The sequence below is a fragment of the Pseudomonas sp. Marseille-Q5299 genome, from assembly GCF_943737035.1.
GTDB lineage: Bacteria > Pseudomonadota > Gammaproteobacteria > Pseudomonadales > Pseudomonadaceae > Aquipseudomonas > Aquipseudomonas putida_E.
The window spans coordinates 656,479-681,229 of sequence record NZ_CALSFR010000001.1; the positions used below are offsets into that span (position 1 = coordinate 656,479).

General features: G+C 59.0%; 24 protein-coding genes and 1 pseudogene. 19 read left to right on the forward strand and 6 right to left on the reverse strand.

All coding sequences use genetic code 11. The annotated features are described in order from the left end of the window. Positions 1-100 precede the first annotated feature (100 nt). A complete protein-coding gene (locus NGJ21_RS02955) occupies positions 101-1,537 on the forward strand; it encodes a M48 family metalloprotease (protein WP_012315802.1) in 1,437 nt (478 codons plus the stop codon). Between the two features lie 96 nt (positions 1,538-1,633). Here NGJ21_RS02955 and nadA read toward each other — a convergent pair whose 3' ends face one another. Both nadA and NGJ21_RS02965 read right to left on the reverse strand, forming a co-directional pair. Next, positions 1,634-2,692 carry a quinolinate synthase NadA gene (gene nadA, locus NGJ21_RS02960; RefSeq protein WP_119687636.1) on the reverse strand — a complete coding sequence of 353 codons (1,059 nt, stop codon included), beginning with the start codon at positions 2,690-2,692 and terminating at the stop codon, positions 1,634-1,636. Between the two features lie 298 nt (positions 2,693-2,990). Next, the gene (locus NGJ21_RS02965; protein ID WP_115274067.1) at positions 2,991-4,499 is read right to left on the reverse strand and encodes a YdgA family protein; all 1,509 of its coding nucleotides are present in this window, start codon (positions 4,497-4,499) and stop codon (positions 2,991-2,993) included. Between the two features lie 549 nt (positions 4,500-5,048). On the opposite strand from NGJ21_RS02965, the gene NGJ21_RS02970 reads away from it, so the two are divergent. The 17 genes and pseudogenes from NGJ21_RS02970 (at position 5,049) to NGJ21_RS03045 (ending at position 20,064) form a co-directional block, all read left to right on the forward strand. Beyond that, positions 5,049-6,401 carry an APC family permease gene (locus NGJ21_RS02970; RefSeq protein ID WP_237860644.1) on the forward strand — a complete coding sequence of 451 codons (1,353 nt, stop codon included), beginning with the start codon at positions 5,049-5,051 and terminating at the stop codon, positions 6,399-6,401. 285 nt (positions 6,402-6,686) lie between these two features. Further along, positions 6,687-7,676 (forward strand): annotated as a pseudogene (locus NGJ21_RS26000) (cache domain-containing protein); the annotation flags it as partial. Positions 7,677-7,778: 102 nt separating this feature from the next. Continuing rightward, positions 7,779-8,534, forward strand: coding sequence for a methyl-accepting chemotaxis protein (locus NGJ21_RS26005; RefSeq protein ID WP_371928101.1), 756 nt, complete (start codon positions 7,779-7,781; stop codon positions 8,532-8,534). Between the two features lie 74 nt (positions 8,535-8,608). Further along, positions 8,609-9,568: a cation diffusion facilitator family transporter gene (locus tag NGJ21_RS02980; RefSeq protein ID WP_046787981.1), complete on the forward strand. Its 960-nt coding sequence runs from the start codon at positions 8,609-8,611 to the stop codon at positions 9,566-9,568. 212 nt (positions 9,569-9,780) lie between these two features. Beyond that, positions 9,781-10,665, forward strand: a complete 885-nt coding sequence (locus NGJ21_RS02985; RefSeq protein WP_251961766.1) for a ParA family protein — start codon at positions 9,781-9,783, stop codon at positions 10,663-10,665. Next, positions 10,658-11,413, forward strand: coding sequence for a hypothetical protein (locus NGJ21_RS02990; RefSeq protein WP_251961767.1), 756 nt, complete (start codon positions 10,658-10,660; stop codon positions 11,411-11,413). The genes NGJ21_RS02985 and NGJ21_RS02990 overlap by 8 nt, the downstream gene beginning before the upstream one ends. Before the next feature lie 5 nt (positions 11,414-11,418). Next, the gene (locus NGJ21_RS02995) at positions 11,419-12,117 is read left to right on the forward strand and encodes a DUF2786 domain-containing protein (protein WP_251961881.1); all 699 of its coding nucleotides are present in this window, start codon (positions 11,419-11,421) and stop codon (positions 12,115-12,117) included. After that, the gene (dnaB, locus tag NGJ21_RS03000) at positions 12,114-13,460 is read left to right on the forward strand and encodes a replicative DNA helicase (RefSeq protein ID WP_251961768.1); all 1,347 of its coding nucleotides are present in this window, start codon (positions 12,114-12,116) and stop codon (positions 13,458-13,460) included. The genes NGJ21_RS02995 and dnaB overlap by 4 nt, the downstream gene beginning before the upstream one ends. Next, positions 13,457-13,645 carry a hypothetical protein gene (locus NGJ21_RS03005; RefSeq protein ID WP_251961769.1) on the forward strand — a complete coding sequence of 63 codons (189 nt, stop codon included), beginning with the start codon at positions 13,457-13,459 and terminating at the stop codon, positions 13,643-13,645. Before dnaB ends, NGJ21_RS03005 begins: the two co-directional genes overlap by 4 nt. Continuing rightward, positions 13,635-14,162: a hypothetical protein gene (locus NGJ21_RS03010; RefSeq protein ID WP_251961770.1), complete on the forward strand. Its 528-nt coding sequence runs from the start codon at positions 13,635-13,637 to the stop codon at positions 14,160-14,162. Before NGJ21_RS03005 ends, NGJ21_RS03010 begins: the two co-directional genes overlap by 11 nt. Further along, the gene (locus NGJ21_RS03015; RefSeq protein ID WP_225790864.1) at positions 14,155-14,388 is read left to right on the forward strand and encodes a hypothetical protein; all 234 of its coding nucleotides are present in this window, start codon (positions 14,155-14,157) and stop codon (positions 14,386-14,388) included. Before NGJ21_RS03010 ends, NGJ21_RS03015 begins: the two co-directional genes overlap by 8 nt. Further along, positions 14,388-15,392, forward strand: a complete 1,005-nt coding sequence (gene yejK / locus NGJ21_RS03020; protein ID WP_251961771.1) for a nucleoid-associated protein YejK — start codon at positions 14,388-14,390, stop codon at positions 15,390-15,392. The genes NGJ21_RS03015 and yejK overlap by 1 nt, the downstream gene beginning before the upstream one ends. A 10-nt stretch (positions 15,393-15,402) precedes the next feature. Further along, positions 15,403-15,747, forward strand: coding sequence for an Arc family DNA-binding protein (locus NGJ21_RS03025; RefSeq protein ID WP_225790862.1), 345 nt, complete (start codon positions 15,403-15,405; stop codon positions 15,745-15,747). 1 nt (position 15,748) lies between these two features. Next, positions 15,749-17,455, forward strand: a complete 1,707-nt coding sequence (locus tag NGJ21_RS03030) for a ParB family protein (protein ID WP_251961772.1) — start codon at positions 15,749-15,751, stop codon at positions 17,453-17,455. A 32-nt stretch (positions 17,456-17,487) separates the two neighbouring features. Further along, positions 17,488-18,183 carry a DUF2857 domain-containing protein gene (locus tag NGJ21_RS03035; RefSeq protein ID WP_251961773.1) on the forward strand — a complete coding sequence of 232 codons (696 nt, stop codon included), beginning with the start codon at positions 17,488-17,490 and terminating at the stop codon, positions 18,181-18,183. After that, positions 18,180-19,481, forward strand: a complete 1,302-nt coding sequence (locus tag NGJ21_RS03040; RefSeq protein ID WP_251961774.1) for an STY4528 family pathogenicity island replication protein — start codon at positions 18,180-18,182, stop codon at positions 19,479-19,481. Before NGJ21_RS03035 ends, NGJ21_RS03040 begins: the two co-directional genes overlap by 4 nt. Next, complete coding sequence (locus NGJ21_RS03045) at positions 19,474-20,064, forward strand: prepilin peptidase (protein ID WP_251961775.1); 591 nt, start codon at positions 19,474-19,476, stop codon at positions 20,062-20,064. Before NGJ21_RS03040 ends, NGJ21_RS03045 begins: the two co-directional genes overlap by 8 nt. Positions 20,065-20,494: 430 nt before the next feature. Here the strand turns inward: NGJ21_RS03045 and NGJ21_RS03050 are convergent, their stop codons facing one another. From NGJ21_RS03050 to NGJ21_RS25905, 4 genes are read right to left on the reverse strand one after another with little or no spacing between them, the layout of a single operon-like run. Continuing rightward, positions 20,495-20,824, reverse strand: coding sequence for a carboxymuconolactone decarboxylase family protein (locus tag NGJ21_RS03050; RefSeq protein WP_251961776.1), 330 nt, complete (start codon positions 20,822-20,824; stop codon positions 20,495-20,497). Between the two features lie 49 nt (positions 20,825-20,873). Continuing rightward, the gene (locus NGJ21_RS03055) at positions 20,874-22,637 is read right to left on the reverse strand and encodes an FUSC family protein (RefSeq protein ID WP_251961777.1); all 1,764 of its coding nucleotides are present in this window, start codon (positions 22,635-22,637) and stop codon (positions 20,874-20,876) included. Between the two features lie 11 nt (positions 22,638-22,648). Then, a complete protein-coding gene (locus NGJ21_RS03060) occupies positions 22,649-23,530 on the reverse strand; it encodes an efflux RND transporter periplasmic adaptor subunit (protein ID WP_251961778.1) in 882 nt (293 codons plus the stop codon). Then, complete coding sequence (locus NGJ21_RS25905; RefSeq protein ID WP_353506379.1) at positions 23,527-23,736, reverse strand: DUF1656 domain-containing protein; 210 nt, start codon at positions 23,734-23,736, stop codon at positions 23,527-23,529. Before NGJ21_RS25905 ends, NGJ21_RS03060 begins: the two co-directional genes overlap by 4 nt. On the opposite strand from NGJ21_RS25905, the gene NGJ21_RS03065 reads away from it, so the two are divergent. Beyond that, positions 23,675-24,607: an IclR family transcriptional regulator gene (locus NGJ21_RS03065; protein ID WP_251961779.1), complete on the forward strand. Its 933-nt coding sequence runs from the start codon at positions 23,675-23,677 to the stop codon at positions 24,605-24,607. The genes NGJ21_RS25905 and NGJ21_RS03065 overlap by 62 nt on opposite strands. Positions 24,608-24,751: the final 144 nt, after the last annotated feature.

Genomic DNA, 24,751 nt, shown 5'->3' on the forward strand with positions numbered 1-24,751 from the left:
GGCAGACGTCTTTGGTAACAGGCTGGCTAGCATACCGCCACTGGTCGCCAACGTGTGAGCGGGCTACAGTAGGGGCTTTGACCCGACGCGAGCTTCGTGCATGAATCTACTGCGCCCTACCCTGTTGACGCTGGCCTGCCTGATGGCCCTTCCCGGCCATGCTAGCGACCTGCCTTCACTGGGCGACGCCAGTTCCGCGATCGTCTCGCCGCAGCAGGAGCACCAGCTCGGGCGCGCCTGGCTCAGCCTGCTGCGCGGCCAGGTCAACCAGCTGAACGACCCGCAGCTCAAGGACTACGTCGAAACCACCGTGTACCGCCTGGCCGAAACCAGCCAGCTGCAGGACCGGCGCCTGGAATTCATCCTCATCGACAGCCGTGAGCTGAACGCCTTCGCCGCCCCCGGTGGCATCGTCGGGGTTAACGGTGGTCTGTTCCTCAACGCCCAGACCGAGGGCGAATACGCCTCGGTACTGGCCCACGAACTGGCGCACTTGTCGCAACGCCACTTCGCCCGTGGCGTCGAGGCCCAGCAACGCATGCAACTGCCAATGATGGCGGCGCTGCTGGCCGGTATCGTACTGGCGGCAGGTGGCGCCGGCGATGCCGGCATCGGCATGATTGCCGGCACCCAGGCGGCGGCGATCCAGGAGCAGCGGCGCTTCTCGCGGCAGAACGAGCAGGAAGCCGACCGCGTCGGTATCCAGAACCTGGAAAAGGCCGGTTACGACCCGCGCAACATGCCGACCATGTTCGAGCGCCTGGCGCGCCAATACCGCTACGACGCCAAACCACCAGAATTCCTGCTGACTCACCCGGTGACCGAATCGCGTATCGCCGACACCCGCAACCGGGCCGAACAGGCCCCCCCGGGCGGCGTCGAGGACAGCCAGCGTTATCAATTGATCCGCGCCCGCGTGGCCCTCATCTACGAAGGCACGCCGGGCCTTGCGGCCAAACGCTTCCGTGCGCAGCTGGACGAAGACCCCAAGCTGGACGCCGCCCGCTATGGTCTTGCGCTGGCACAGATCAAAGGCGGCCAGCTCAACGAAGCGCGTGAGAACCTGAAGCCGTTGCTGGCCAAGGCGCCCAACGACATCACCTACAACCTGGCGCAGATCGACCTGGACATCACCAACAACCGCTTGGCCGATGCGCAGCAGCGGGCGGAGCGCATGCAAGGTTTGTATCCGGGCAACTACCCGCTCAAGCAGGTGCGTGCCGACCTGCTGATCAAGCAGAACAAGCCCGCCGAGGCCGAAAAGGTACTGAACGACCTGCTCAAGAACCGCCCGGATGATCCGGATGTGTGGTACGACATGGCCGAAGTGCGTGGTTTGTCGGGCAACACCATAGGCCTGCACCGGGCACGGGCAGAGTACTTTACCCTGGTGGGTGACTTCGACCAGGCGATCCAGCAGCTGGATTACGCCAAGCGTCGTGCCGGTAGCAACTTCCCGCTGGCGTCACAGATCGACCAGCGCCAGCGCGAGATCATGGAGCAGCGGCGCATGGTGCAGGAGATGATGGGGCGTTAAGGGGGCTGCTTTGCGGCCCAATCGCCGGCGAGCCGGCTCTCACAGGTTCTGCAGCGCTGCAGATATTGTGGGAGCCGGCTTGCCGGCGATTGGCCCTCAGGCGTTACCCGACAGCTTGAGCCGAGCAGCCTGGGTGAAGTCCAGCATGCGGTTCAAAGGCTTGATCGCCTTCGGCACCAGCGCCGGGTCAACGAAAATCTCGTTGCTGCCTTTGCGCAAGCAATCCAGCACCCGCTCCAGGGTGTTCATCGCCATCCACGGGCAGTGCGCGCAGCTGCGGCAGGCCGCGCCGTTACCGGCGGTGGGTGCTTCAACGAATTCCTTGTCCGGGCACAGCTGCTGCATCTTGTAGAAGATGCCGCGGTCTGTGGCGACGATGAAGGTTTTGTTGGGCAGTGTCTGCGCGGCCTTGATCAGTTGGCTGGTGGAACCCACCGCATCGGCCAGGTCGATCACTGCCTCTGGCGACTCCGGGTGCACCAGGATCGCCGCATCCGGATACAGCGCCTTCATGTCCGCCAGCTGGCGCGACTTGAACTCTTCGTGGACGATGCAGGCACCGTCCCACAGCAGCATGTCGGCACCGGTCTGCTTCTGGATGTAACGGCCCAGGTGCTGGTCCGGGCCCCAGATGATGGTCTCGCCGTTGTCCATCAGGCTTTCGACGATCTCCAGCGCGCAGCTCGAGGTCACGACCCAGTCGGCACGCGCTTTAACGGCGGCAGAGGTATTGGCATACACCACCACGGTACGCTCGGGGTGCTGGTCGCAGAAGGCCGAGAACTCTTCGACCGGGCAACCGAGGTCGAGCGAGCAGGTAGCCTCCAGGGTCGGCATCAGCACGCGCTTTTCCGGGGTGAGGATCTTCGCGGTCTCGCCCATGAAGCGCACACCGGCGACGATCACCGTCTGGGCAGGGTGGTTCTTGCCGAAACGGGCCATTTCCAGCGAGTCGGACACGCAACCGCCGGTCTCTTCGGCAAGCGCCTGGATAACCGGGTCACAGTAGTAATGGGCAACCAGCACGGCATTCTGCGCCTGGAGCTCGGCAGCAATGGCCGCACGGTATTCGGCCTCCTGCTCGGCTGTCAGCGGGTTGGGCTGCTTGGCGTCGAGGTGGGCCTGAACCAACAGGCGTTCGGATATCTGGGTCATGATCGCTGGACCTGCAGGCGCGCATGCGCGTCAAATCGAGTGTATCACCCGGCCCTGACAGATCGGCTAAGGGCGCCGGACGGCAGGCAAGCCGCCACGGCCCTCTGCGGGCGCGGATTATTATCGGACGCCGAAGGCTACAGACAATCAAGGGATTTCTAAAGCGGTTTTTGTGTGGCCAGTACTGGCCTCATCGCCGGCAAGACAGTTGCCCCCACAGGTGTGCACAGGCCATGAGGCTGTAGCCATCCTGCAGAAGCCGGCTTGCCGGCGATGAGGCCGGTACAGGCTCAATCAATCAGCCCTGCGGCTGCATCGCCGCAAAGTGCGCCGCGAGGATCATGGCGAACTCTTCAACGGTCATCTTCTTGCCATTGAAGTCGACCATGCCATCGACGTAGTGCAGGCTAGCCACCACGTCATTGCCCTGCACGGTGGCCATGCCACTCTGCAGCGCCATCATCCCGACCATCTCACCCGCCTGACTGGATTGCATGGCAATCGCCTGGGCATCGGTCTGCCCTTCGAGCAACGCCTGCAAGGTCGCCAGGTCACCCATCATCGGTTTGGACAGCGACAGCTTGCTCTTCACCTGAGTGATCAGCTGCTTGCTCAACTGGTCAGGCGGCAGGTCGAAGGAGGTGGGGCTGGCGAAGTCCATCGACAGGTTGAACCGGCTCTCGCCGTTGGCCGTCTTGAACGAAAGGTTCTCCACCGCCACCTGCGGCTTGGATGCCAACAGTTGCTTCAGGTCGCCCTGGAACTTGGCCTTCTCCTGTTCACCCATCTGGATTTGCGGCATCGGCTGGCCTGCCGCGGCGGCCTGCTCGAACTCCGGCAGATGGGCCTGGTACCACTGCGACAGCGACTGCAAGGCCGGGGCGTTGAGCGACTTGATGCTGACCGCCATCTGCCCGCTGCCGACTGCGCGGCCATCCCAGCTGATGTCCGCGACCTTGTAATCCACGCGACCACCGACCGTATTGGGGCCATCGAGGGTTTGCAGGACGTGCTGCTCCAGGCCTTTGAGCAGCAGTACCTGCTGCTTGGGGCCCAGCGTCGCCTTGGCTTCGGCCAGCAGCACATCGACGTTACCGACATAGATTGCGTCATGCTGGGTAGCGGCCAAATTACCGCCGATTTTCAGGCCCTTGAGCTCGAACGTGGCCGGCGGGTGATCATCCCCGACCAGCTTCATTTCGAAGCGATCGGCAGCGCCATGGAATTTCGACGCCTTGCCTTCACTGTCGCCACTGATCTGCAGCTGCATACCCGAAAAATCGAGGGTCGTGCCGTTGTCTTCGGCCAGCTTGACCGGCGCCAGGAGGATGCTGCCATCGACACTGCCATCAAAGCCCAGGCTGGTTTGCGAGCTGACCGGGACCTTGTCGCCGGCGGCGGCGAACCAGGGCGCGGTGAAGTCGTCCTTGTCCAGCGCACTGTTGCTGGCTGCCAGCACCGGCATCAGCTTGAAGGCCTTGACCCGCGACCAAGGGAACGGGCCGTGCTCGATCTGATCGGTCACACCCACATCGAAACTGATCGGCTCACCGTCAGACAGGTGAATGTCACGGACCTTGAGGCGATAGCGTGCGGTACTGGTGAAGAAGTGCTGCTCCAGCGAGGCCACTTCGATGGTCATGCTGCCGCCAACCCCGACAAGGGCCTTCTTCAACTGAGCATTGCCCTGATTGACGGCTTGCTCCAGCTGCGCAGGCAACTGCTTGCCGGTGTACCAGGCGCCAGCGGTGGTTACGACGGCAATGGCGATGGCCAGGCCGGAAAGGATGCCTACTGATTTCTTCATGAATAGAACCGATTGATGTCCATATGGGCGTGTTCGCAGCCATGAGCTGCGGGGGGAGCAGAATAGTATCACTCCCACCCCTTGGACGACGGTCGACACGCGGACGAAATGGGCAATCGAGACCTACCTGACGCTAGCATGGGAAACTTCCCACTCGTTAAATTTTACGAACATCCGCATCGATCAAAATCGCAAAAAAGCGCGCAAAAACCGAACATTTCGGCTAATAAATCGATAAATATTTCAATTTAGTAACATCTTGTCATGTTTAACTTGACAGCCACCTATCCATCGTTTTTTATTTTCACCACCTTGCCCAGCGCCACTCCACGAAGAAGAACAGACGCGCCGTCATGATGCCTCACCGCCCCTGCCCGCACGCCCCACCTTCCTAGCCCAGGCTCTGCCAGCTCGCCCCCGGCGCATCGCCTGCGCCTACCTCTGCTCCAACAATAAAGGTGAACAACATGGAGCCCACCCGCTCGCCATTGCCGCATGCGCAATACAACCCGCCAGCCGTTCACGCCCAGCCGCAGGAGCCACGCCAGCATGCAGCCTGACCACAGCGCCACCGGCAACGGTCAACTCCGCAAAACCCTGCGCCTCTGGCACGTGATCATCATCGGCCTGGCTTACCTGACGCCGATGACCGTGTTCGACACTTTCGGCATCGTCTCGGGGATTACCGCAGGGCATGTGCCCAGCGCCTACATCCTGGCGCTGACCGGCATCCTGTTCACTGCCGTGAGCTACGGCACCCTGGTGCGCCGCTTCCCTCAATCGGGTTCGGCCTACACCTACACACAACGCGCCATCAACCCGCATGTGGGCTTTCTGGTCGGCTGGTCGTCGCTGCTCGATTACCTGCTGCTGCCGATGGTCAATGCCTTGTTGGCCAAGCTTTACCTGTCGGCCATGTTCCCCGAGGTGCCGGAGTGGATCTGGGTAGCGGGCTTCGTCAGCCTGATCAGCCTGATCAACATGCGCAGCGTCAACCTGGTGGCACACTTCAACCTGCTGTTCGTGGCCGTGCAGGTGGCGATCATCGCTGTGTTCATCTACCTGTGCGTGCGAGGCCTGGGCCAGGGTGAAGGCCTGGGTACCGCGTGGAGCCTGCTGCCGTTCGCCGACAGCCAGACCCAGTTCAGCGCCCTGGCGGCCGGTGCGACCATCTTGTGCTTCTCGTTCCTGGGCTTCGACGCCGTGACGTGCCTGTCCGAGGAAACCCGCGACCCGGCCAAGACCATCCCACGGGCGATCTTCCTGACCGCACTGATCGGCGGCCTGGTGTTCATTACCGTGTCGTACTTCATCCAGGCCTACTTCCCGACCATGGCACGCTTCCATGACCAGGAAGCGGCCCTGCCGGAAATTGCCCTGTACGTAGGTGGCAAGCTGTTCCAGTCGATCTTCATCGCCTGCACGGTGATCAACACCATCGCTTCGGGCCTGGCCTCGCAGACCAGCGTCTCGCGCCTGTTGTACGTGATGGGGCGTGACAAGGTGATCCCGGCCGGCATCTTTGCTCGCCTGCACCCGCGCTACAAAACACCGGTGCTGAACATCGCAGTGGTCGGGCTGATTTCGCTGTCGGCGATCTTCTTCGATCTGGTTACCGCCACCTCGATCATCAACTTCGGAGCACTGGTGGCATTCAGCTTCGTCAACCTGTCGGTGATCAACCACTGCTATGTGCGTGAAGGCAATCGCCAAGGGCTGGCGAACAAGCTCATGTACCTGGTACTGCCGACCATCGGTTTCTGCATCATCGTGTCGCTGTGGCTAGACCTTAACGAACACTCGCTGATGTTCGGCGGGGTATGGGCGCTACTTGGCCTGGTGTACCTGGCCTGGCTGACCAAGGCCTTCACTGCCGCCCCCCCGAACTACGTTGCCGAATGACACTTGCCCTCTACACCGCCCGCGCCTGAACGCGGGCGTTGTCCTTGCACGAAAAGGAAAGCTCTCATGCCGCTGCGTCGCCTTTCTATCCAGTGGAAGATCACCTTGCTCGCCGGCCTGTGCCTGCTGGCCATCGTCGCACTGCTGGTGGCCACCTCGCTGACCCAGGCACAGCGCAGTGCAGCCTTGGTCAGCCAGGCCAACAGTGAAATGCTCGACCACAGCGCGCGCCTGCGCCTGCAGGCCCTCGCCGAAACCCAGACCCTGCGCATTCAGCGCTACTTCATGGACGCCTACCAGTACGCCAACGGTTTTACCCGCCTGGTTCAGGTACTCAAAGCCCACGGTGGCAGCGACCTGCGCGCCGAACTGACCCGCCAGGCACGCGCCACCCTGGCGGGCAACCCGGACCTGATCGGGCTTTATGTGGTGTTCCAGCCCAATGCTCTGGACCACCAGGACAGCCAGTTCGTTGCCCAGGAGGCGGTCGGCAGCAACGACAGCGGGCGCTTTTCGCTGTACTGGTCGCAGCCCAGCCCGGGCAACCTTGAGCGGGAGGCCATGCCTGAAGCGATGCTGGCCGACAGCATGGTTGGCGCCAACGGGGCGGCACAGAACCGCTGGTTGACCTGCCCTCAGGAAACGGCCAAGGCCTGTGTGGTCGAGCCCTACCTCGACGAGGTCAATGGCCGCCAGGTACTGATGACGAGCATCGCCCTGCCCCTGCTGGAGGGCGGCAAGGTAGTAGGCGTAGTGGGCCTGGACATCGGCCTAGACAACCTGCAGCAGTTGAGCCTGGACGGCCGCCAGGAGCTGTTCGATGGCCAGGGCCAGGTGAGCATCGTCAGCACTACCGGCTTGCTGGCCGGGCACAGCCGCGACGCCAGCAAGCTGGGCACTCTCCTGGACAACGACGTGGCGCAGGGCCTGTTGCGCGTCGGCCGCCCGTTCGCCCCGATCCCCGGCGCCGCTCCCTGGCAGGTACTGCTGGAGCTGCCCGAAGCTGTGCTTCAAGCACCCGCCGTCGCTCTCAATCAGAGGCTGAGCGAACACAACCAAAGCGCCAATCTGACCAGCCTGCTGATCGGCCTGGGTGCCGCGATCGTCGGCCTGCTGCTGGTTTGGCTGACCGCACGTGGCGTGACCCGGCCGATTCTGGCCGTAGCCGCACGCCTCGAGGATATCGCCAGCGGTGAGGGCGACCTGACCCGGCGCCTGGACTACGCGCGCCAGGACGAGCTGGGCCAGTTGAGCGGCTGGTTCAACCGCTTCCTCGACAAGCTGCAACCGGTGATTGCCCAGGTCAAAGGCTCGCTGCTCGAAGCCCGCGGCACCGCCGATCAGTCCGCTGCCATCGCCAGCCAGACCAGCAGCGGCATGCAGCAGCAACAGCGCGAGATCGAGCAGGTGGCCACCGCCGCCAACGAGATGAGCGCAACTGCCCAGGATGTCGCCCACAACGCGGCGCAAGCCGCCCAGGCAGCACGTGGCGCCGACCAGGCGAGCCGCGAAGGCCTGCAACTGATCGCCAGCACCCGCCAGGCGATTGACAACCTGGCAGTCGGGATGGATGCCGCCATGGACGAGGCCCGCGCACTCGAGCAGCGCAGCGAGCAGATCGGCTCGGTACTGGAGGTGATCCGCGCCATTGCCGAGCAGACCAACCTCTTGGCCCTCAACGCCGCCATCGAAGCGGCCCGCGCTGGCGAGGCCGGGCGGGGTTTTGCCGTGGTGGCCGACGAGGTACGCAGCCTGGCGCAGCGCACCCAGGTGTCGGTGGAAGAAATCCGCCAGGTCATCGAAGGGCTGCAGCAAGGCACCCAGGATGTGGTCGGCGCCATGCATGATGGCCAGAAACAGGCGCAGGCCAGCGCCTTGCAGATGGAACAGGCACTGCCTACGCTGCAGCGGATCGGTGAAGCGGTGGCGGTGATCAGCGACATGAACCTGCAGATCGCTTCGGCGGCTGAAGAACAGAGCGCGGTGGCCGAGGAAGTGAACCGTAACGTGGCCGGTATCCGCGATGTGACTGAATCGCTATCGGGCCAGGCTGATGAGTCGGCGCGCATCAGCCAAGCGCTGAACCGCCTGGCCAATCAGCAGCAGGCTTTGATGGAGCAGTTTCGCGTTTAGCCTGTACGGGCCCAATTACCGGCTACCGGCGATTGGGCCCGTACAGGCACCCACCTTTTGAAAGAGTTTCACCCATGGAAACACCCAACAAATCCCCCTTCTTCGACCTTGCCAGCGAACAGGGCCTGCTACGCACTTCGATCGCCGTCACCCTGTTCATCGCCACCATCGGCATTGCCTTCGGCCTGGCGTCCGGCTCGTTCTCGATCATTTTCGACGGTGTCTACTCGCTGGCCGACGCCGGCATGAGCGGCCTGTCGCTGGTGGTGGTCAAGCTGATCACTACGCACGCCACCAGCCGGCACGTGTCACGCAAGCTGCGCGAGCGCTTCACCATGGGCTTCTGGCACCTGGAGCCGATGGTGCTGGCGCTCAATGGCATCCTGCTCAGCGGTGTGGCGCTCTACGCCCTGATCAACGCCGTCAGCAGCCTGCTCGAAGGCGGACGCCACCTGGAGTTCGGCATCGCCATGGTTTATGCGGCGCTGACCGTGATCGCCTGCGCGACCATCGCTGCAGTCGAAGCGCGGGCCAACCGCGAGCTGAACTCGGATTTCGTGCGCATGGACGTCAAGGGTTGGGTGATGTCGGCCAGCATCACCGCAGCGTTGCTCATCGCCTTCTGCTTTGGCTTTGCCGTGCAGGGCACGCAGTGGGAGTGGGTATCGCCGTACATCGACCCGGCGGTGCTGGCGCTGGTGTGCCTGGTCATCATCCCCTTGCCGCTGTCGGTGGTGCGCCAGGCCATGGCGGATATCTTTTTGGTGACACCTGGCGACCTGATGCTGCACGTGGATGAGGTGGCCGGTGCGTTCGTGGCACGCCACGGACTGGAATCCTATCGGGCTTACGTGGCCAAGGTCGGCCGCTCTCGGGAAATCGAGCTGTATTTCATCGTGCCCAAGCACCTTCCAGCCAAAAGCATTGAAGAGTGGGATGCGCTGCGCTGTGAAGTCGGTGATGCGATTGGCGGTGAGGGACCGGATCGCTGGTTGACGGTAGTGTTTACCGCAGACCCTGAGTGGGCTGAATAAGGAGGGGCAAGAACGACAAAGCCCGCCACCGTTTCCGGTAGCGGGCTTTGACTTACAGCGTATGGTGGGTCGTGTAGGATTCGAACCTACGACCAATTGGTTAAAAGACAATTGGGATCTAGGCAGAAATTTCCACCTAGGGAGGGGTTTTAAACACCATTCCAGCGCCTAGGCACGCAGCCTCTAATGAAATCCACATTAGAGGCATGGCAATGACATACCCGAAGAAAGCAAAACGAGCTGGTAAGGTTTCCACCAAAGGCGGCACCGGCAAATCCACCGGGTCCACCAACCTGGGAGCATTCACTGCGGACGCTGGGCTGCGCACCCTTCTCATCGATCTGGACCCCGTCCAACCCTCCGCGTCATCCTATTACCCCCTTGAGTACACCGCCCCAGGTGGCATTTTCGAACTGCTGTCCTACAACGAGACCGACCGGGACAAAATCATCTCCCGCACGTCGATCAAGAACCTGGACGTCATCATCTCGAACGACGCCAACAACCAGCTGAACAACCTCATACTGCAGGCGCCCGACGGAAGACTGCGACTAGCGAACCTGATGTCGGCATTCGATGCCGATTACGACCTCATCCTCTTCGATACCCAGGGCGCCCGCTCGGCCATGCTGGAAATGGTCGTTCTTGCCTCCGATATCGTCCTCTCCCCCCTCCCCCCGAACATGTTGGCCGCGCGCGAATTCAGCCGTGGGACCATCCATATGATGGATGGCCTGCGCAGTTACGCACGTCTCGGCCTCACCATTCCCCACATCAACATCATCATCAACGGCCTGGATGAAACCGCCGACGCACGCGAGATCCATCGAACCGTGCGCGAAATCTTCGATGGGAATCCGGACTACACAGTCCTGCAGTCGATCATTCCAGATGCAGTGATCTTCAAGAAGGCCGCTAGCCAAGGTGTGCCGGCCCATCGACTCGAATATCGTCAACCATCGAACCGTAAGTCTCCTTCGGCGTTGAGCGTCATCCGCAGCCTGGCTATCGAGGCCTTCCCTGAATGGGCAGACCGCTTCGAAGCAATGACCGAAGAGCGAGTAGCCGAAATCGTCAAGGAGGCTCGCCATGACTAAGCCTCCACTAAAAAACCAAGCAGTAGGTGTAACACCTGACGAAGTTGCGCGGCTCGGAAATCTGTTCAGTTCCAAAGATCTGCGCAGCGTACAGACAAAGCTCACCGTGACAGCGACTGAGTTGCGCAATCTTGCAAACGGACCCCAGCGTGGCGGTGGTCTCATAGCAAATTTGGCCGCACTTCTGACTCCAGATCAGTGCCAACTGCTGCTGGATGCCTCCCGACTTGTTGACTCGGTTGGGCAGAGCGTGACCCATGCAAAAGAAAAGCGGGTTCGGACCGAGAAGGACGCGAAACGCCGACAAGATGCGCGGGACGCACTCTCGAAGCAGTTGGTCGCCCGCACATTCCCATTGCCTACCGAAACTCACGAAGAACTGCTGGAAACCATCAAAGCTGCGCTCATCCTGAATCGTGCACGGCAGTTCCATACGTCATACAACCCTTCCGAGTTCAACCTCTACATCAGAGATGACCTGAAGATACCTGATCGGCTGTATGGGGTTTCTGCGGAGCAACACCGAGTCGGAAATATCAGATCACTCCGCTACTTCATGATCAGCGACCTGACCAGCCACCTTGCTTATGACGATGGTTCACCGGTTGAGGAACGCCTGCGACTCCTGCAGGACAAGGTGGCAGAAGCTATTGCCCTGGCAGTCCTGACAACAGACGAACGCGAGACACTGCGCCTCTGGCAAGAGGCCCTGTTGCCTGCTGCGAATAGTCAGGAGGGCCGGACATGAGCACGATGGACAAGCAGAAGGTCCTCGACAAAGTCACCAAACTGATGTCCTTGGCCAACAGCCCTGGGGCAAACACGAACGAGGCCGCAACTGCATTACGCCAGGCCCGCTCGCTCATGGCCAAATACAACATCGAGTCCGACGAACTTCGTGCCAGCCAGGTGCTTGAAGCAAGCATCCCCACGGGAACTCGTCGCTCCCCTGCGGATTGGCTGCACTCCCTAGCCGCAACATGCGCGGCCGCCTTCGACTGCAGCCACCTTTCCTACTACCACTCGGAGAGAGCCTACTGCTTCAAGTTCCTTGGCAAGGGGATCGGTCCGGACCTGGCCGCCTATGCCTATAGCAGTCTAATTCTGCAATTGCAGAAGGCACGTCGTGAGCATGTAGCTCAGCAGAAACGCTGCCAACTGAAAACCAAACGCCGGCGCGGTCAGCTCTTTGCCGAAGGTTGGATCGGTGCGGTGGCCTACAAAGTACGAGAGTTTGCAGATGGACTGGATCCAGAGACCCAGGCTGATATCACTGCCTACGTGAGCTTGCATCACCCACAGTTGACACGCTTCGACATCACTCCGAGCGAAGCCAAAGGTCACGACCGCGGATCGCTGCACGCGGGCATTCAGCAGGGCCAGCGTGCTCAGCTTCACCGTGGGGTTGGTCGTAATTCACAGCCAGCCATTTCCCACGGAGGCGCCAGATGAACGACCTGGATCTCTCCCCTCCTCACTCTATTGAGGCCGAGCAAGGCGTCCTTGGCGGGTTGATGCTGGATAACGAAGCCTGGGATCTGGTCGGCGATCTGTTGCAGGCTGAAGATTTTTTTAGGGCCGAACACAAGCTTATCTTCACGGCCATCCAGGAATTGTCCGAAAAGAACAGCCCGTTCGACGTCGTTACAATTTCCGAGGCGATGGCTGTTCCGCAGGAAGTCGGAGGTCTGGCCTATCTGGTGGAACTGGCGAAGAACACTCCGTCTGTAGCCAATATCCAATCGTATGCCGAAATCGTCCGGAACCGCGCTCACCTACGGCGCATTATGTCCCTGTGCTTCCAAGGTACCCGGGATGCCGCAGACGCCGCAGCTGACGCCGCGGAGGTACAGGACTCGCTCGAGCAGAAGCTGTTTAAGTTAGGTGAAGGTCGTGTGGTCAGCGAATTCACCGACATGAACGAGGCGCTGCTCTCTGTCGTCGACAAGATCGACGCCAATTTCAACGGCCATGTGACCGTAACAGGCGTGCCAACTGGTATTACTGAACTCGATGAGATGACACGCGGCCTGCAGCCAGCGGATCTGATCATCGTCGGCGCGCGCCCCTCCATGGGCAAGACCTCTTTCTGTTTGAGCATCGTCGATGCCGCACTGACCAATGCGCCTGACGAGATCGTGCTGGTTTTCAGCATGGAGATGCCTACCGAGGCCCTGATCTATCGAATGCTGGCCATTCTGGGCCACATCGATCTGAGCAGGCTGCTATCCGGTCAGCTGCAGGATGAAGACTGGCCGAAGCTATCCGCCGCCGTCCATCGCATGAACGCCTATGGCAACCGACTGGTCATCGATGACAGCGCGAACCTGACTCCTGCCGCTATGCGGGCCAAGGTTCGACGTGCTAGCCGGCGCTTCGGGAAGCCTTGCTTGATCATGGCGGATTACCTGCAGCTCATGCGGAGCCCAGGCCAGGAAAACAGGGTCAACGAAATCAGCGAAATCTCCCGATCACTCAAGGGTATCGCGAAGGAGTTCAACTGCCCCTTCATGGCTCTCTCGCAGCTCAATCGGGACCTTGAGCGCCGGCCCAATAAGCGCCCAGTGAATGCTGATCTACGGGACAGCGGGGCTATCGAGCAGGACGCGGACCTCATCGTCTTTGTCTATCGAGACGAGGTGTACAACGAGGACACCGAACTCAAAGGCGTCGCCGAACTGATCATAGGTAAACACCGCAACGGCCCCGTCGGCTATGTCCGTGCAGCCTTCATCGCCAACCAAACCCGATTCGCAAACCTCACTGCCGATCATTGGCAAGGAGCTGCCGCATGACGTCCATGCAACCCCATCCGATCACGCATGCCTGCCGTAGCTGTGACCGGCACTTCTCGCTGAATCAAGTACGGCAGGTGCATCCTGCTGAGCACACCCCTGAAGGTGAGGCAGAGATCCTGGTATGCCCGGTCTGCGGCAGCTACGACCTCGTTCCTCTTCTGGAGGTGCCCAATGCAGACTGAGCAGACCTACCCTTCAATCCCTGCGATCGGAAACACCGACCAATCGGTATTGGCCTTCGCGCACCAGTCTGGCGTAAACGCGGTTTGGCTGGATGCGCTCGGCCAAGTTGTCTCACGGCTCACCCAGTACGGTGAAACCACGGTGCCTGTTGAGCTGAATGAAGCGCTGCAAGAGCTTGCACAGCTGCAGTACATCGAGCTCGAAAGAAATGAAGGAGGAACGCTGGCAGCGACCCTTCTTGGCCAACCAGCCCTGCTGACCAATTACTTCTGGTCTGTATGGGTACCAAGGCACCTTCTGAGCTGCGGTCTGAAGGTTGCAGTAACACCCCATCTGACCAGCTCCGTGGACGAGGCTCATCACTGCACCGTGGTCTTCCGCATTCCTGGAACACGCGAAACTGCACGTGAGTTCCTCACTGACCTGGCCACCCATTACCCGGGCTGCACCCCCGAAATCGTGGCCATCCAAGCCGGTGATGCCCTTTGCCCGAAGGAGGCCGGCTCCAATGCGTAACCTCCTTCGCGGCGCGCACGACAGTGTTCGCCGGCTTGCCGAATTCGCCCTCTCCGAAGGCTGGACTCTCTCTCGCTCCAACAGCGGGCATCTGAAATTCAGCAAGTCCGGCTTTACGCCGATCTTCACATCCTGCACGCCCAGCGACCGCCGTACCGAGCGCAACACGCGGGCGCTGCTCCGCCGTGCCGAGGCCCAAAACATCACCTCCCGGGAGATTCAATAATGCCAATCAGACACGCAATCGTTCACCAGCTCGAAAAGCAGCCCGACGGCAACCCGGCCGTCCTGCACGCACGTGACACAGAGCTCCCTGTTACGGATGCCGTCGAGAACCTCCAGGCCGACCTGAACGACAGCTACAACGCCAAGCAAGGCAAAGCGTGGGGCTTCTTCCATGGAGAGTCGGGGGCGTACCCATTCAGCGGCTGGCTGAAACATTACCTGGCGGAGGAGCAAGACTTCACCAACTTCAGCCGTGTGTCCGTCGAGCACCTGCAGCAGCTGAGTGAAGAGGTCAACCTATCCACCGGTGGACACGTGCTCTTCAGCCACTACCAACAAGGCCTGACTGAGTACCTGATGATCGCTGTCCTCCAGCAGGTCGAAACCGTCGGACTGGACGGTGAACTTAATGTTGTAGCCTCTCGCTACCTGGACACCAGCAACTTCTCCTGCGCGGCTCGGATCAACCTGAGCGAGTGGCGCAACAACCCAAACTCGAAGCAATACATTTCCTTCTTCAAAGGCAAAAACGGCAGGAAGAGTTCGGACTACTTCCGCGACTTCATCGGATGCCAAGAAGGCGTCGACGGCCCAGCCGAAACCCGCACGCTTCTCAAGGCATTCACTGACTACGTCGAGAAAGAAGATCTCCCAGAAGAAAGCGCCCGGGAGAAAACCCACGCGCTGCTCGACTATGCCACCACCCAAACGAAGCTGGGGCAGCCCCTCTCTCTTCAAGAGCTGTCTCAGACTCTCGATGAAGATCGCCCTCAGGCGTTTTACGACCATATCTGCAATAGCGACTACGGCCTATCCCTGGAGATCCCGGCCGATAAGCGCACGCTCAACCAGTTCCGCCGCTTCACCGGCCGCGCCGAAGGTCTGTCGATCAGTTTTGAGGCGCACCTGCTCGGTTCCAACGTCACCTACGACGCCGATACCGGCTCTCTGACGATTAAGAACTTGCCTACTCAGCTCGCAGACCAACTCAAACGCCGCCAGTAAGGAGAACACCATGAACGCAACCAACTCCCGCACCGCTGACAAATTTGTGGTTCGCCTGCCTGATGGCATGCGTGAACGTGTCGCTCAAGTCGCCCGCGACAACCATCGCTCCATGAACAGCGAGATCATCGAGCGCCTCGAGCAATCGTTGCTCAATGACCAACGCATTGGTGCTCAGGCCCAGGCCGGCTCAGCAGACGACAATCTCAAGTCAGAGCTGGCTCGCGCTTACAAAATCATCGATCGCCTGCTGCAGAACGCCGACCCTACACAGGTGGACATCCAAGAGGTGTTGTACCTGGTCCGTAAGCAAAGCCCACTGGCTCAGTCCCACATCGCTGCGGTAGGAGCTTGATATGGCCGCTACAGACCTCAAATCGAAGCTCCTGGCTCCAGGCTTCAGCCCTACAGGTTCCACCGCCGCCATGAGCGACCCTATCGCTGATACGCCAATGAGGCTGAATATCGACGTTGTCCTCCCTTGGGAGGATAACCCTCGAACCACACGCAACCCCTTGTATGACCAGTTAAAGGAATCGATTCGTAATCGAGGTCTCGATACTCCTCCGCCAATTACACGTCGCCCAGGTGAAGAGAAGTTTCGGATCCGGAATGGTGGAAATACACGTCTCACGATCCTGAAGGAGCTCTACCAGGAGACTGGAGATCCAAAATTCCAGATCATCGACTTCTTGTTCCGCCCCTGGGACCAATCCCGCGGTGAGATCATCATGCTCACAGGGCACCTCGCTGAGGATCTCAAAGGTGAACTCAAGTTCATCGAGCGCGCTGTAGGTGTGGGGAACGCAAAAGCGCTTTATGAATCCGAGAGTGGTGAAGTGATTGGGATTCGAGAACTCTCTCGCCGTCTGACAAAGGACGGATATCCAATCTCCCCGTCTCATATCAGCAGGATGCTAGACACGGTTCAGTACCTGCTGCCTGCCGTCCCAGCTCTCCTCTATAACGGCCTCGGCAAACCACAGATTGAGAAAATTCTGTCGCTAAGAAAGTCGGCGCTGGCATGCTGGGATAAGCACTACCGCAATGAAGGCGTCGACTTCGAAATGTTGTTCCAGGACGTCCTTGCCCAGTTCGAAGGTGAGGCAGAAGAGTTCCTGTTCCAGCGTTTTCAAGACGAGCTCATCGGCACGATGAAAAAATCGCTGCTGTTGGGCTATGAGGACATTCTGCTGGAAATCACTCAACAGCAGGACAAGCTTCGTCGCTCGACACCGGTGGTTGAATTGCCGATCGCCAGTTCAACGTCTACCCCACCAGCGCCTGCGCCAGGCACTGTGCCAGGCTCCACCCTTCCGCCATCGCAACAACCACCTGAAGGTTCTGGGCGCACGCAACAGCCTCTGCAGACATCACCGCAGCCAGTTGCTCCAGCGCACGGAGCTTCGCTCACCCCAGAGGAACGGCAGGCACGAATTGCAGGGCATATTGCGTCCCCCGCGAACCTCAGCCAGCGGGTGATCGAAACCAAAGCAAAGGTTGCCGCCCTCAGTGGGGAAACCTTGCCCGATTTCAACGCGAACTGCCTGATCGCCATCCCCGTACAGGCCGGCGGACTCCACCCGATCACAGACCTTTGGTACATCGAGCGGCAGATCGATCAAGCTGCAGAATTGCGTAACCAGATAGCCCAGCTGGCTGTGGAGATTCTCGAGTCCGTAAACGGCCCAGGCGATATCCAGGCAATCGATGGCGGGATCGGTTTTAAATACAAACAGCCCGACACCGATGTCGAAATCACTGCAACAGCTCAACATACCATGACACTGCTTCAGGCATTGAGCGGGGCCATGGCTATCGCTCTGAAAATGCTGAACGAGCAACCGGACCCTGCCAACGCATTAGCTGAATTCGAATTTGCAGCCGGGTTAGGCCAACTGCTGCTGGGCCAGCCCATGAGTGCTGAACAGTCTCCAGGAGATGACGGCCGTTTGAGCGACGGCGCGCTGGTCAAACTGTTCCGCATCATTCGACTGGCTCGCCGGTTGATCGACTTGGAAATCGAAGAGTTCAAACGGTCCTCGGAAGCCCAAGGCAACTGAACACTCGATGAGATGAATGGGAGGGAGTCTCAATGTCCAAGTCAACACTTAACGAAGCAGTTCTGTCGCAGCTTCTTGACCTGATGCGCAATGGCCAACTCCAACGCTGCGTGGAGATGGGGGTTGAACCTGAGGTGCTGGGTCAGATCCAGCATCCAACAGTCCTCAGTTTGCTCCGCAACACACCAGTTAGTTGGGTCAACGTGTCTATCAACAGCTCGATGATCCTCAAGCTTCTGACCGGGGCTGCGCGCTCAGAAGAGGAAACCCGCCTTATTGAGCGGGCAATCCGGCTGGGGGCTACTACCAGCTTGCTCAACAAGTTCTTCGGGCTCACACCTCAAGAGATCGCCCTTCAGCGTACCGTCATCGGGGTTAGAGCCCCGCGCGGACGCTGGCCCGAGCTTTCCGAGGATCAAGATCATCATATTTGGCACCGCTGGACCAAGTTGATGGATGAGAACCGAGTGGAGCTCGAGGACAGCCTGGCCATGCTCGACGTTGCCATGCTGGTTGCTGAAGAACTGAGCACAGATGGCTTAACGCTTGCGCAGATCTGGTCTCGTATCACTCAGTGGATCGAACAAGGCTTGTATCCCAGCAGCAAGGAAAAGTCCCGAGTATCCGAGCGTCGACAACTCACTCTGCTGGACGAGGGTGGCATACGCCGTGTCGAAGAGAGCTGCCCCGCCTCTGCCCACCTTGGAGAAGGCGAATATAGAAAATGAAGCTCGCACGGTTCCCGATTTCCGCGCTCCTAGATTCGGCCTCGGGGCAACTCGAGGCCCATGTACAGAAGAAGAGAGCTGAGGACACCGCCCCTACTGCTGCACCTGCTACCCCCTACTCCGGGATCATATTCAGCGGTAATCCGCATGAAACGGTCCCGCGTAAGCTACTGCTCGACAATCGGCTCACCCCCTTGGAACGCAATTGCTGGCAAGTATTCCGATTACTTGTCAACGAAGATGGCATCACTGCCTTCCCCACCTATGACCAGCTACGGCCATACCTGGGTATGAACCCAGGGAAACATGCCTCTCGAGAGACCGTGGCAAAGGCTCTGACCGTGCTCCGTCTAACGCGATGGTTGAGCTTGGGTAGGACCGTCCGCAATGAGATTAACGGACAAGTGCAGGGTAATGTCTATCTACTCCACGACGAGCCGGTAACACCGGCAGAGGCCCTGGAGTTCGACAAGGACTACATGACCTTGCTGATGCAATCCATGGAGCATCAGAATAAAGCGATCAAGGACATCGCAGCTATCACCTGGCGCGAATTCACCAGCGATCCCGACGTGGGCCGACGCCTTCCCTCGCGCATTGACACGATTAGCGATCGGCTGAATGCCCAGACCTGGGCTGTAGAGACGAAGCAAAACGCGCTGCCCGCACCTGAGTTCGGAATCCGAACTCAGCAGGATCTCGCCCCGGAAGGACTGAGTTCGGAATCCGAACTCAGTGCGAACTCAGGGAAACAGGGGGATCTCCCCCTCAGTTCGGAATCCGAACTCAGCCTAAAACCACTGAGTACACCCTCAGTTCGGAATCCGGACTCTGCTAGTACGTATACAAATACAGACAATTCTGTATCTAAAAGCTTTGTACAACCGCGCGAGAGTGCAGGTGTGAATTGGCTGCTTGCCCTGGATCTTCTCAAGCCAGAGGAACGTGTGAAGGCACGAGAGATCATGGGGCCTGTTCCGGAGCATGTCCGAGAGGCCGTGATCAACCAGTGGAAACATCGATGCACAACTGGGAGCGTAGCCAAGCCGCTTGCATACCTGACGACCCTTGCTGGCAAGGCCATCCGGGGCGATTTCAACGCCGAGTGGAACCCCTCAGCGCCCGCTGCAACTCCGCCGCAAACGCCTCCACCGGCACGGACGGTTGCCCGCGCTGCCCAGCCCCCCGCGCAGAAGCCGGCACCGACAGCGACCGCGATGCAGACAGCGAACTCCGCCCTTACTTCGCTCCAAGCCCTGCTTGACCCACGTCGTCGCGAGGAGTCCACCGATGAGTGATTGGATGGGGCGTGAGATCACCCTAGGGCTTGGCTCCATCGTTTTGGGTATTCTGGCCGGTCGCCTGAGTACTTGGGTTGCCTGCTGGCTGCCTGCAATCCTCGACCAACAATGGCAGCGGGATGCTCGGGAATTACTCGGGTTGGATCTCGATGAGCCTTGCAAGCTTCAAACGACCGGATCTACGGTGCGTGGAATCTGGGCCGCGCAAATCGGCTGCGCTGTCTTGTCGTTCGTGGTGACGGTGCATTTTGGGCCAACCATGCAGGCATTCTTTGCCCTGCTGTTCACTTGGTCTCTTCTGGCTTTGAGCTTGATCGACAGTGAGCACCATATGCTGCCGGATGCGCTAGTGATACCCATGCTATGGATCGGTCTCGTGTTCAACTCATTTGGAGTTTTCACGACGCTGCACGAGGCACTTTGGGGCTGCGCCATGGGCTATCTGAGCCTTTGGTCAGTTTTCCACCTAGTGAAATTCATTACCGGCATAGAAAGCCTGGGCGCTGGCGACTTCAAGATGTTGGCCCTGATTGGGGCATGGACTGGCTGGGCAGGCCTGCTGCTGTCACATCAATGGTAGGGAGTGTTGCCACTGGCAACACCTCCACCGATGGCCCCATCTGAGCGGTGCCATTAATCCAGCCCTGCGGGAAAACGGCCCGGCTCTCATCTGGGTGATTGCACTTAATGCCGACTTGACCTGCCAATTGCATCGGATTTGACCAGCGCACGGCTTTATCTTGACCGGCAACTTTCAACCCAAAGCTGACGTCTGCGACAGAAAGCAGACAGAACCAGCCACTCAACTTCAATCCCTTGGCTTGCGATGGCGGCCGCCACTGCAGGTCGTCATTAATTTGGAATGACGAAGGGGGTTCCGCTGGAATGAAGATGCCTTCGAGCAGCAGGGAATGGTTCAGTTGAATTTCTGAGCTGGATTTCTAAACCTGCAAGCAGCCGCTTGGCCCTTCCGGCGGGTTCACAGCAGGGCCAAGGTGGGCTGTGCTCCCTTACTTTGTTTCAGCGATGCTCTTCATGGCTTGCCAGCCATGCGTGATGCCTCCACCCGCGCGAAGAGCCGTGGCCACCATGATCGCCTCAGCTACATCTTGCTTCGACGCGCCCGCAAGGACAGCTCGCTTGGCATGGTCGGCAATGCAGTAGGAGCACTGCGTAGTGACGGCTACTCCCACAGCGATCAACTCCCGCGTGGCGAGATTCAGGCTACCGACATCCTTGCTGAAGACAGCTTTATCGAAGCCGAAAAAAGCCGCGACCATTTCGGGCGCAGCCTCTTGCAGGTCGCGCATGTAGTTTGCGTCAGCTTGATGGTTGTGCATTTTGAATACCTTTGAGTTCTTCTTTGGTGGAGTTAGATTGGAAGCCTGTTCAATGCGCCTCTAAAGCCAAACTCATGCGGTGGCCGGACTCAAATACATTGAGCCCCCGCTCTGTCAGTGCCCTACCGGCTGGCGTTTGCGGCTCATAGGCAGCGAGATAAGCCAAGCGCTCGGCCGCGCGTTGGTTGAGCCAACCAGATGTCAGTCGTTTCTCCCGCATTTTCTTAATATCTGAATCAAGTGCTGTTAGAGTTCGTCGCTGCAGCCATGTGTGTTTGGGCGGCCCTAATAGCTCGAACCCCGCATATAGCATGCTGAGACCTGCTGCGATTCCCAATCCAGTGGATAGACACTGATCAATTGCAAATGTCATGTAGTTGCTCGGCTGAACAAGCACCGCCAAAGTGAGGCAGAAACCGAGGCCGTAGGGGGAGAGCGAGGGTGACGTCATGCTCATCAACCCCAGAAAAAGCGGCGCAGAAAGCACCAAAATCAACATCTCGAAATCGATCGAGCCCTGAGCAAGCAAACCGAGCACGAACAAGATGGCGACAGGGATGGCGATCAACGCTCCTCCCAGCAACTTGGCAGTTGCCACGCGTGGCGCTGGGTGTGTGGAGAATATCTGGGAGAGTAGAACCGGTAGCACGATCATCATGATGAGTGCGGCGTGCCCACCTGACAGGATCCATATCCCGATGGCACTCAGGAAAACAAGCGAGCTGCGCAGTGCCGATATGAATCCGACAAGCCAGTCACGGTGTCGCTTGAACCTTGCAGGGCGCTGCGTCTCGCCCGGCTCGTCAACGACTGAGAGGGAGGCCGCGAACATAACTGAGAGTGCCTCGGATACTTTATCCAGGCTCTCCATTAATGCGCGTGCGTCCCTGTCTGTCTGGCCCAAGGCGCGTAACTCTTTGTTCGGCGCGCAATCCTCAAGGGTTCGCCGGCGAGCAGCGGGAGATAGATGATTCAGCGAGTTGCAGCCTTGGGCGTACTGATCGATAAAGCAAGTCAGGGCGTCCGGTAGCTGCAGTGATGTATCACCCACTATGCGCTCGATGGTTTGTCCCCAGGCAACGAGGGTTAATGCGTTGCTGGCGGTTAGTAGGGCTGCATCGGTAGTGCTTGCTTGTTCGTAGCGTCCTGCATTGGCGTCGTCGTTTATGGATGTGGCCAGGGCGATGATGCCTATGCGCTGTTGATGGGCCGCTGTTGGATTTGATTGACTTTGAAGGATCGTGGAGACGTGGTTCAGGCTTAAGTCCAGTAGGCGATTCATGCTCGCCTCAAGCACGGTCTTAAGCTTCAAAGGATAGAGGAGGACGCTGGCCAGGATGGCGCTACTTGCTCCGACGAGAACTTCGCTCAACCGAGCGCGTACCACCATAAAGATCGATTCGCTGCTGGTGGTTGCAGGGTCGGCCATGGCAAAAAGTACAATCAGGGTCGCTGTGACACCCACCAATGCCGTTGCGAAAACAAAATTGACATGCCGCATTGTTGAGGCTATCGCAGACGTGACTGCAACGCACAGCGCGAGTGCGCCAATGGCTAACACAGGGTAAGGGGTCAGGTTATCCAGGATCAGAATAGCTATCACAGCGCCAACAGTTGACCCCAGAATAAGACATACCGCTTTTTCGATGACCAATCCGGCTTCCGGGCGAGCTTGAAGCATCATCGATGCCACCATCGCCCAGAACGGCTTGTCCAAATCCAGGCTCATTGCGATTGCTAAAGCGAGCGTAACGGCAGAGAGCCCCTTGCAAGCGAACACGATGCTGCGCAAATCAGGCTTCAGGTAATGCATCAGAGCAAGCCTCATGGGTTGCCCATCTCAGTAGGGTTTTCGTAGATCCTCACCGATGCGCTCATGCCAGCAACCAAGCGCGTGCGCGCAGTGTTCGCGTCCAGCTTTATGTCGACCGGTATGCGTTGCGCCAGTCGCACCCAGTTGAAGGCCTGTTGTACCTGAGGCAGCAACATTGGATCTGCTTGTGTATTGGTGTTGGCGACACCTTTGGCGATGCTCAGCACACGGCCAGAGACCAACGGCCCTCCGGCCATGAATGAGACATCGGCCAAGTCACCTTCACGGATATCGAGGAGTTTGGTTTCCTCGAAGTAAGCGGTCACGTAGAACGAATCGTCTTTGACAAGTGAGAAAGCGGGAGAACCTTGAGCTACATAGTTGCCTTCCTGCAGTCTTACATTGGTAATCGTACCATCCGCCGGGGCCGTCACGGTTGTACGGGCCAAGTTGATCTTGGCAGTTTCCCACTGCGCCTTGTTGACCTCATATTGGGATTTGGCCAGCGCGACTTGGGCATGGGCATTATCCAGATCCTCAGCGCTGATGGCCTTGATCCTGGCCAGGGGAACACGGCGGCGCTCCAGAAGTGCTGCTAGCTCCCACGCATGCCTTGCGTGTTCCATCTTCGCTTTGGACTCGTTCACGAGGGAGCGATAACGGACAGGATCAATTTCAAAAAGCACATCGCCTTTTTTCACCGCTTGGTTGTCTCGCACTTGAAGCTTGGTTACCCAGCCCGCCACATCGGGTGCTATGACCACGACATCGGCCCGAACTCGCCCGTCCCTTGTCCAAGGCGAGAGTCGATAGTGGTTCCATGTCCACGACCCTGCCAGCACAGCGCAGCTGGTGATCAGTAACGTCACGCATACCCGGATCGTCGAATTCATCTCCATCCTCCATCGAAAAAGGCAAGAGTGGTGGCGATGTAGCAAACGAATAGGGAAAGCCCTAGCCATGAGCGCTTCCAAATCCATTGCTGCATTACCCATTCCGGAATGAGCAGATGCGTAATCCATGTCAGAGAGACCGCTGTGCCAACGCAGATCACCATTGGGGTAATCAACAGGCCCGCGACTGAAAATTCACGCAACATCGACTACCTCACAATTCACCTGTACCGCAATGCGGTGAATGTACCGCAGTTTTGCGTTGTATCGCAACATGGTACAGTGACCGAAATTTTGGAGGTGACGATGGACGAGCGGGTTCCAACTGGGGTCAACGATGAGCGTGGTGGGGGTATCCAGGTCATTGCCCGCGCGGCGAAAATTCTGAATTTACTGGGAAGAAACGCTGGTGGTATGAGTCTGGGCGAGATAGCCCAGGCAGTAGATTTGCCTCGTTCAACCGTGCAGCGGATTGTAGGCGCGCTCGAAGAGCAGGGAATGATTAGGAGTGGAGGCGCTGGCGGCATCAGTCTTGGCGCAGGTTTGTTGAGGCTTGTAGCGAACGCTCATGTCGATCGCCTGACCGTCGTTCGCCCTTGGCTGCACAAGCTGAGCGAGGGGATTCAAGAGACGGTTGTCTTGTCGAGGCCAGCTGGCATCCAGCTGATTGTTGAAGATCGTGTTGTGGCGGATCGTGAGTTGCAGGTCATGCCACGTCTTGGCCAACTGGATACGCCGCTGTATGGAACATCTGCTGGACGGGCCCTTCTGGCTTTGGACAGTGATGAGGATGTCAGAGCTTTGCTCGCAGCTGGGAGCGCTACGAAGCAGCAGGCGGCCGCCCAGAGTCTGATGGTTCAGTTAGAAGCTATTCGAAAAAACGGGATTTCCAGTGACCACGGCGAGCATATCGAGGGAATCACGACGACCGCCGTGGCGCTCGATACGGTGCTGGGACGTTTCGCAATTTCGATGCCTATTCCGACATTCCGTTTCGAGAGGAAACGCGACAACTACATCGAGGAATTATTGCGCTGCAAGGCCGGTTTGATCAAAGAAATTGGTATAGATGGCTGACGTTCAGGCGGAGCAGTCCTGCGGAGTTAGCCTTTCTGCTTCTGCGACGTTGAAAACTGAATTCGCTGCCGGCGCCATCAAACGATTTTATGCGTTGATGTGAAAGCCAGGGCCCAACGGGCCCTGTTAAATTGAGTCGTTTCG

Coding starts and splice junctions, on each gene's coding strand:
- NGJ21_RS02955 (WP_012315802.1), top strand. CDS start 101: ATGAATCTACTGCGCCCTACCCTGTTGACGCTGGCCTGCCTGATGGCC.
- nadA (WP_119687636.1), bottom strand. CDS start 2,692: ATGACCCAGATATCCGAACGCCTGTTGGTTCAGGCCCACCTCGACGCC.
- NGJ21_RS02965 (WP_115274067.1), bottom strand. CDS start 4,499: ATGAAGAAATCAGTAGGCATCCTTTCCGGCCTGGCCATCGCCATTGCC.
- NGJ21_RS02970 (WP_237860644.1), top strand. CDS start 5,049: ATGCAGCCTGACCACAGCGCCACCGGCAACGGTCAACTCCGCAAAACC.
- NGJ21_RS26005 (WP_371928101.1), top strand. CDS start 7,779: ATGCAGCAGCAACAGCGCGAGATCGAGCAGGTGGCCACCGCCGCCAAC.
- NGJ21_RS02980 (WP_046787981.1), top strand. CDS start 8,609: ATGGAAACACCCAACAAATCCCCCTTCTTCGACCTTGCCAGCGAACAG.
- NGJ21_RS02985 (WP_251961766.1), top strand. CDS start 9,781: ATGACATACCCGAAGAAAGCAAAACGAGCTGGTAAGGTTTCCACCAAA.
- NGJ21_RS02990 (WP_251961767.1), top strand. CDS start 10,658: ATGACTAAGCCTCCACTAAAAAACCAAGCAGTAGGTGTAACACCTGAC.
- NGJ21_RS02995 (WP_251961881.1), top strand. CDS start 11,419: ATGGACAAGCAGAAGGTCCTCGACAAAGTCACCAAACTGATGTCCTTG.
- dnaB (WP_251961768.1), top strand. CDS start 12,114: ATGAACGACCTGGATCTCTCCCCTCCTCACTCTATTGAGGCCGAGCAA.
- NGJ21_RS03005 (WP_251961769.1), top strand. CDS start 13,457: ATGACGTCCATGCAACCCCATCCGATCACGCATGCCTGCCGTAGCTGT.
- NGJ21_RS03010 (WP_251961770.1), top strand. CDS start 13,635: ATGCAGACTGAGCAGACCTACCCTTCAATCCCTGCGATCGGAAACACC.
- NGJ21_RS03015 (WP_225790864.1), top strand. CDS start 14,155: ATGCGTAACCTCCTTCGCGGCGCGCACGACAGTGTTCGCCGGCTTGCC.
- yejK (WP_251961771.1), top strand. CDS start 14,388: ATGCCAATCAGACACGCAATCGTTCACCAGCTCGAAAAGCAGCCCGAC.
- NGJ21_RS03025 (WP_225790862.1), top strand. CDS start 15,403: ATGAACGCAACCAACTCCCGCACCGCTGACAAATTTGTGGTTCGCCTG.
- NGJ21_RS03030 (WP_251961772.1), top strand. CDS start 15,749: ATGGCCGCTACAGACCTCAAATCGAAGCTCCTGGCTCCAGGCTTCAGC.
- NGJ21_RS03035 (WP_251961773.1), top strand. CDS start 17,488: ATGTCCAAGTCAACACTTAACGAAGCAGTTCTGTCGCAGCTTCTTGAC.
- NGJ21_RS03040 (WP_251961774.1), top strand. CDS start 18,180: ATGAAGCTCGCACGGTTCCCGATTTCCGCGCTCCTAGATTCGGCCTCG.
- NGJ21_RS03045 (WP_251961775.1), top strand. CDS start 19,474: ATGAGTGATTGGATGGGGCGTGAGATCACCCTAGGGCTTGGCTCCATC.
- NGJ21_RS03050 (WP_251961776.1), bottom strand. CDS start 20,824: ATGCACAACCATCAAGCTGACGCAAACTACATGCGCGACCTGCAAGAG.
- NGJ21_RS03055 (WP_251961777.1), bottom strand. CDS start 22,637: ATGCATTACCTGAAGCCTGATTTGCGCAGCATCGTGTTCGCTTGCAAG.
- NGJ21_RS03060 (WP_251961778.1), bottom strand. CDS start 23,530: ATGAATTCGACGATCCGGGTATGCGTGACGTTACTGATCACCAGCTGC.
- NGJ21_RS25905 (WP_353506379.1), bottom strand. CDS start 23,736: ATGTTGCGTGAATTTTCAGTCGCGGGCCTGTTGATTACCCCAATGGTG.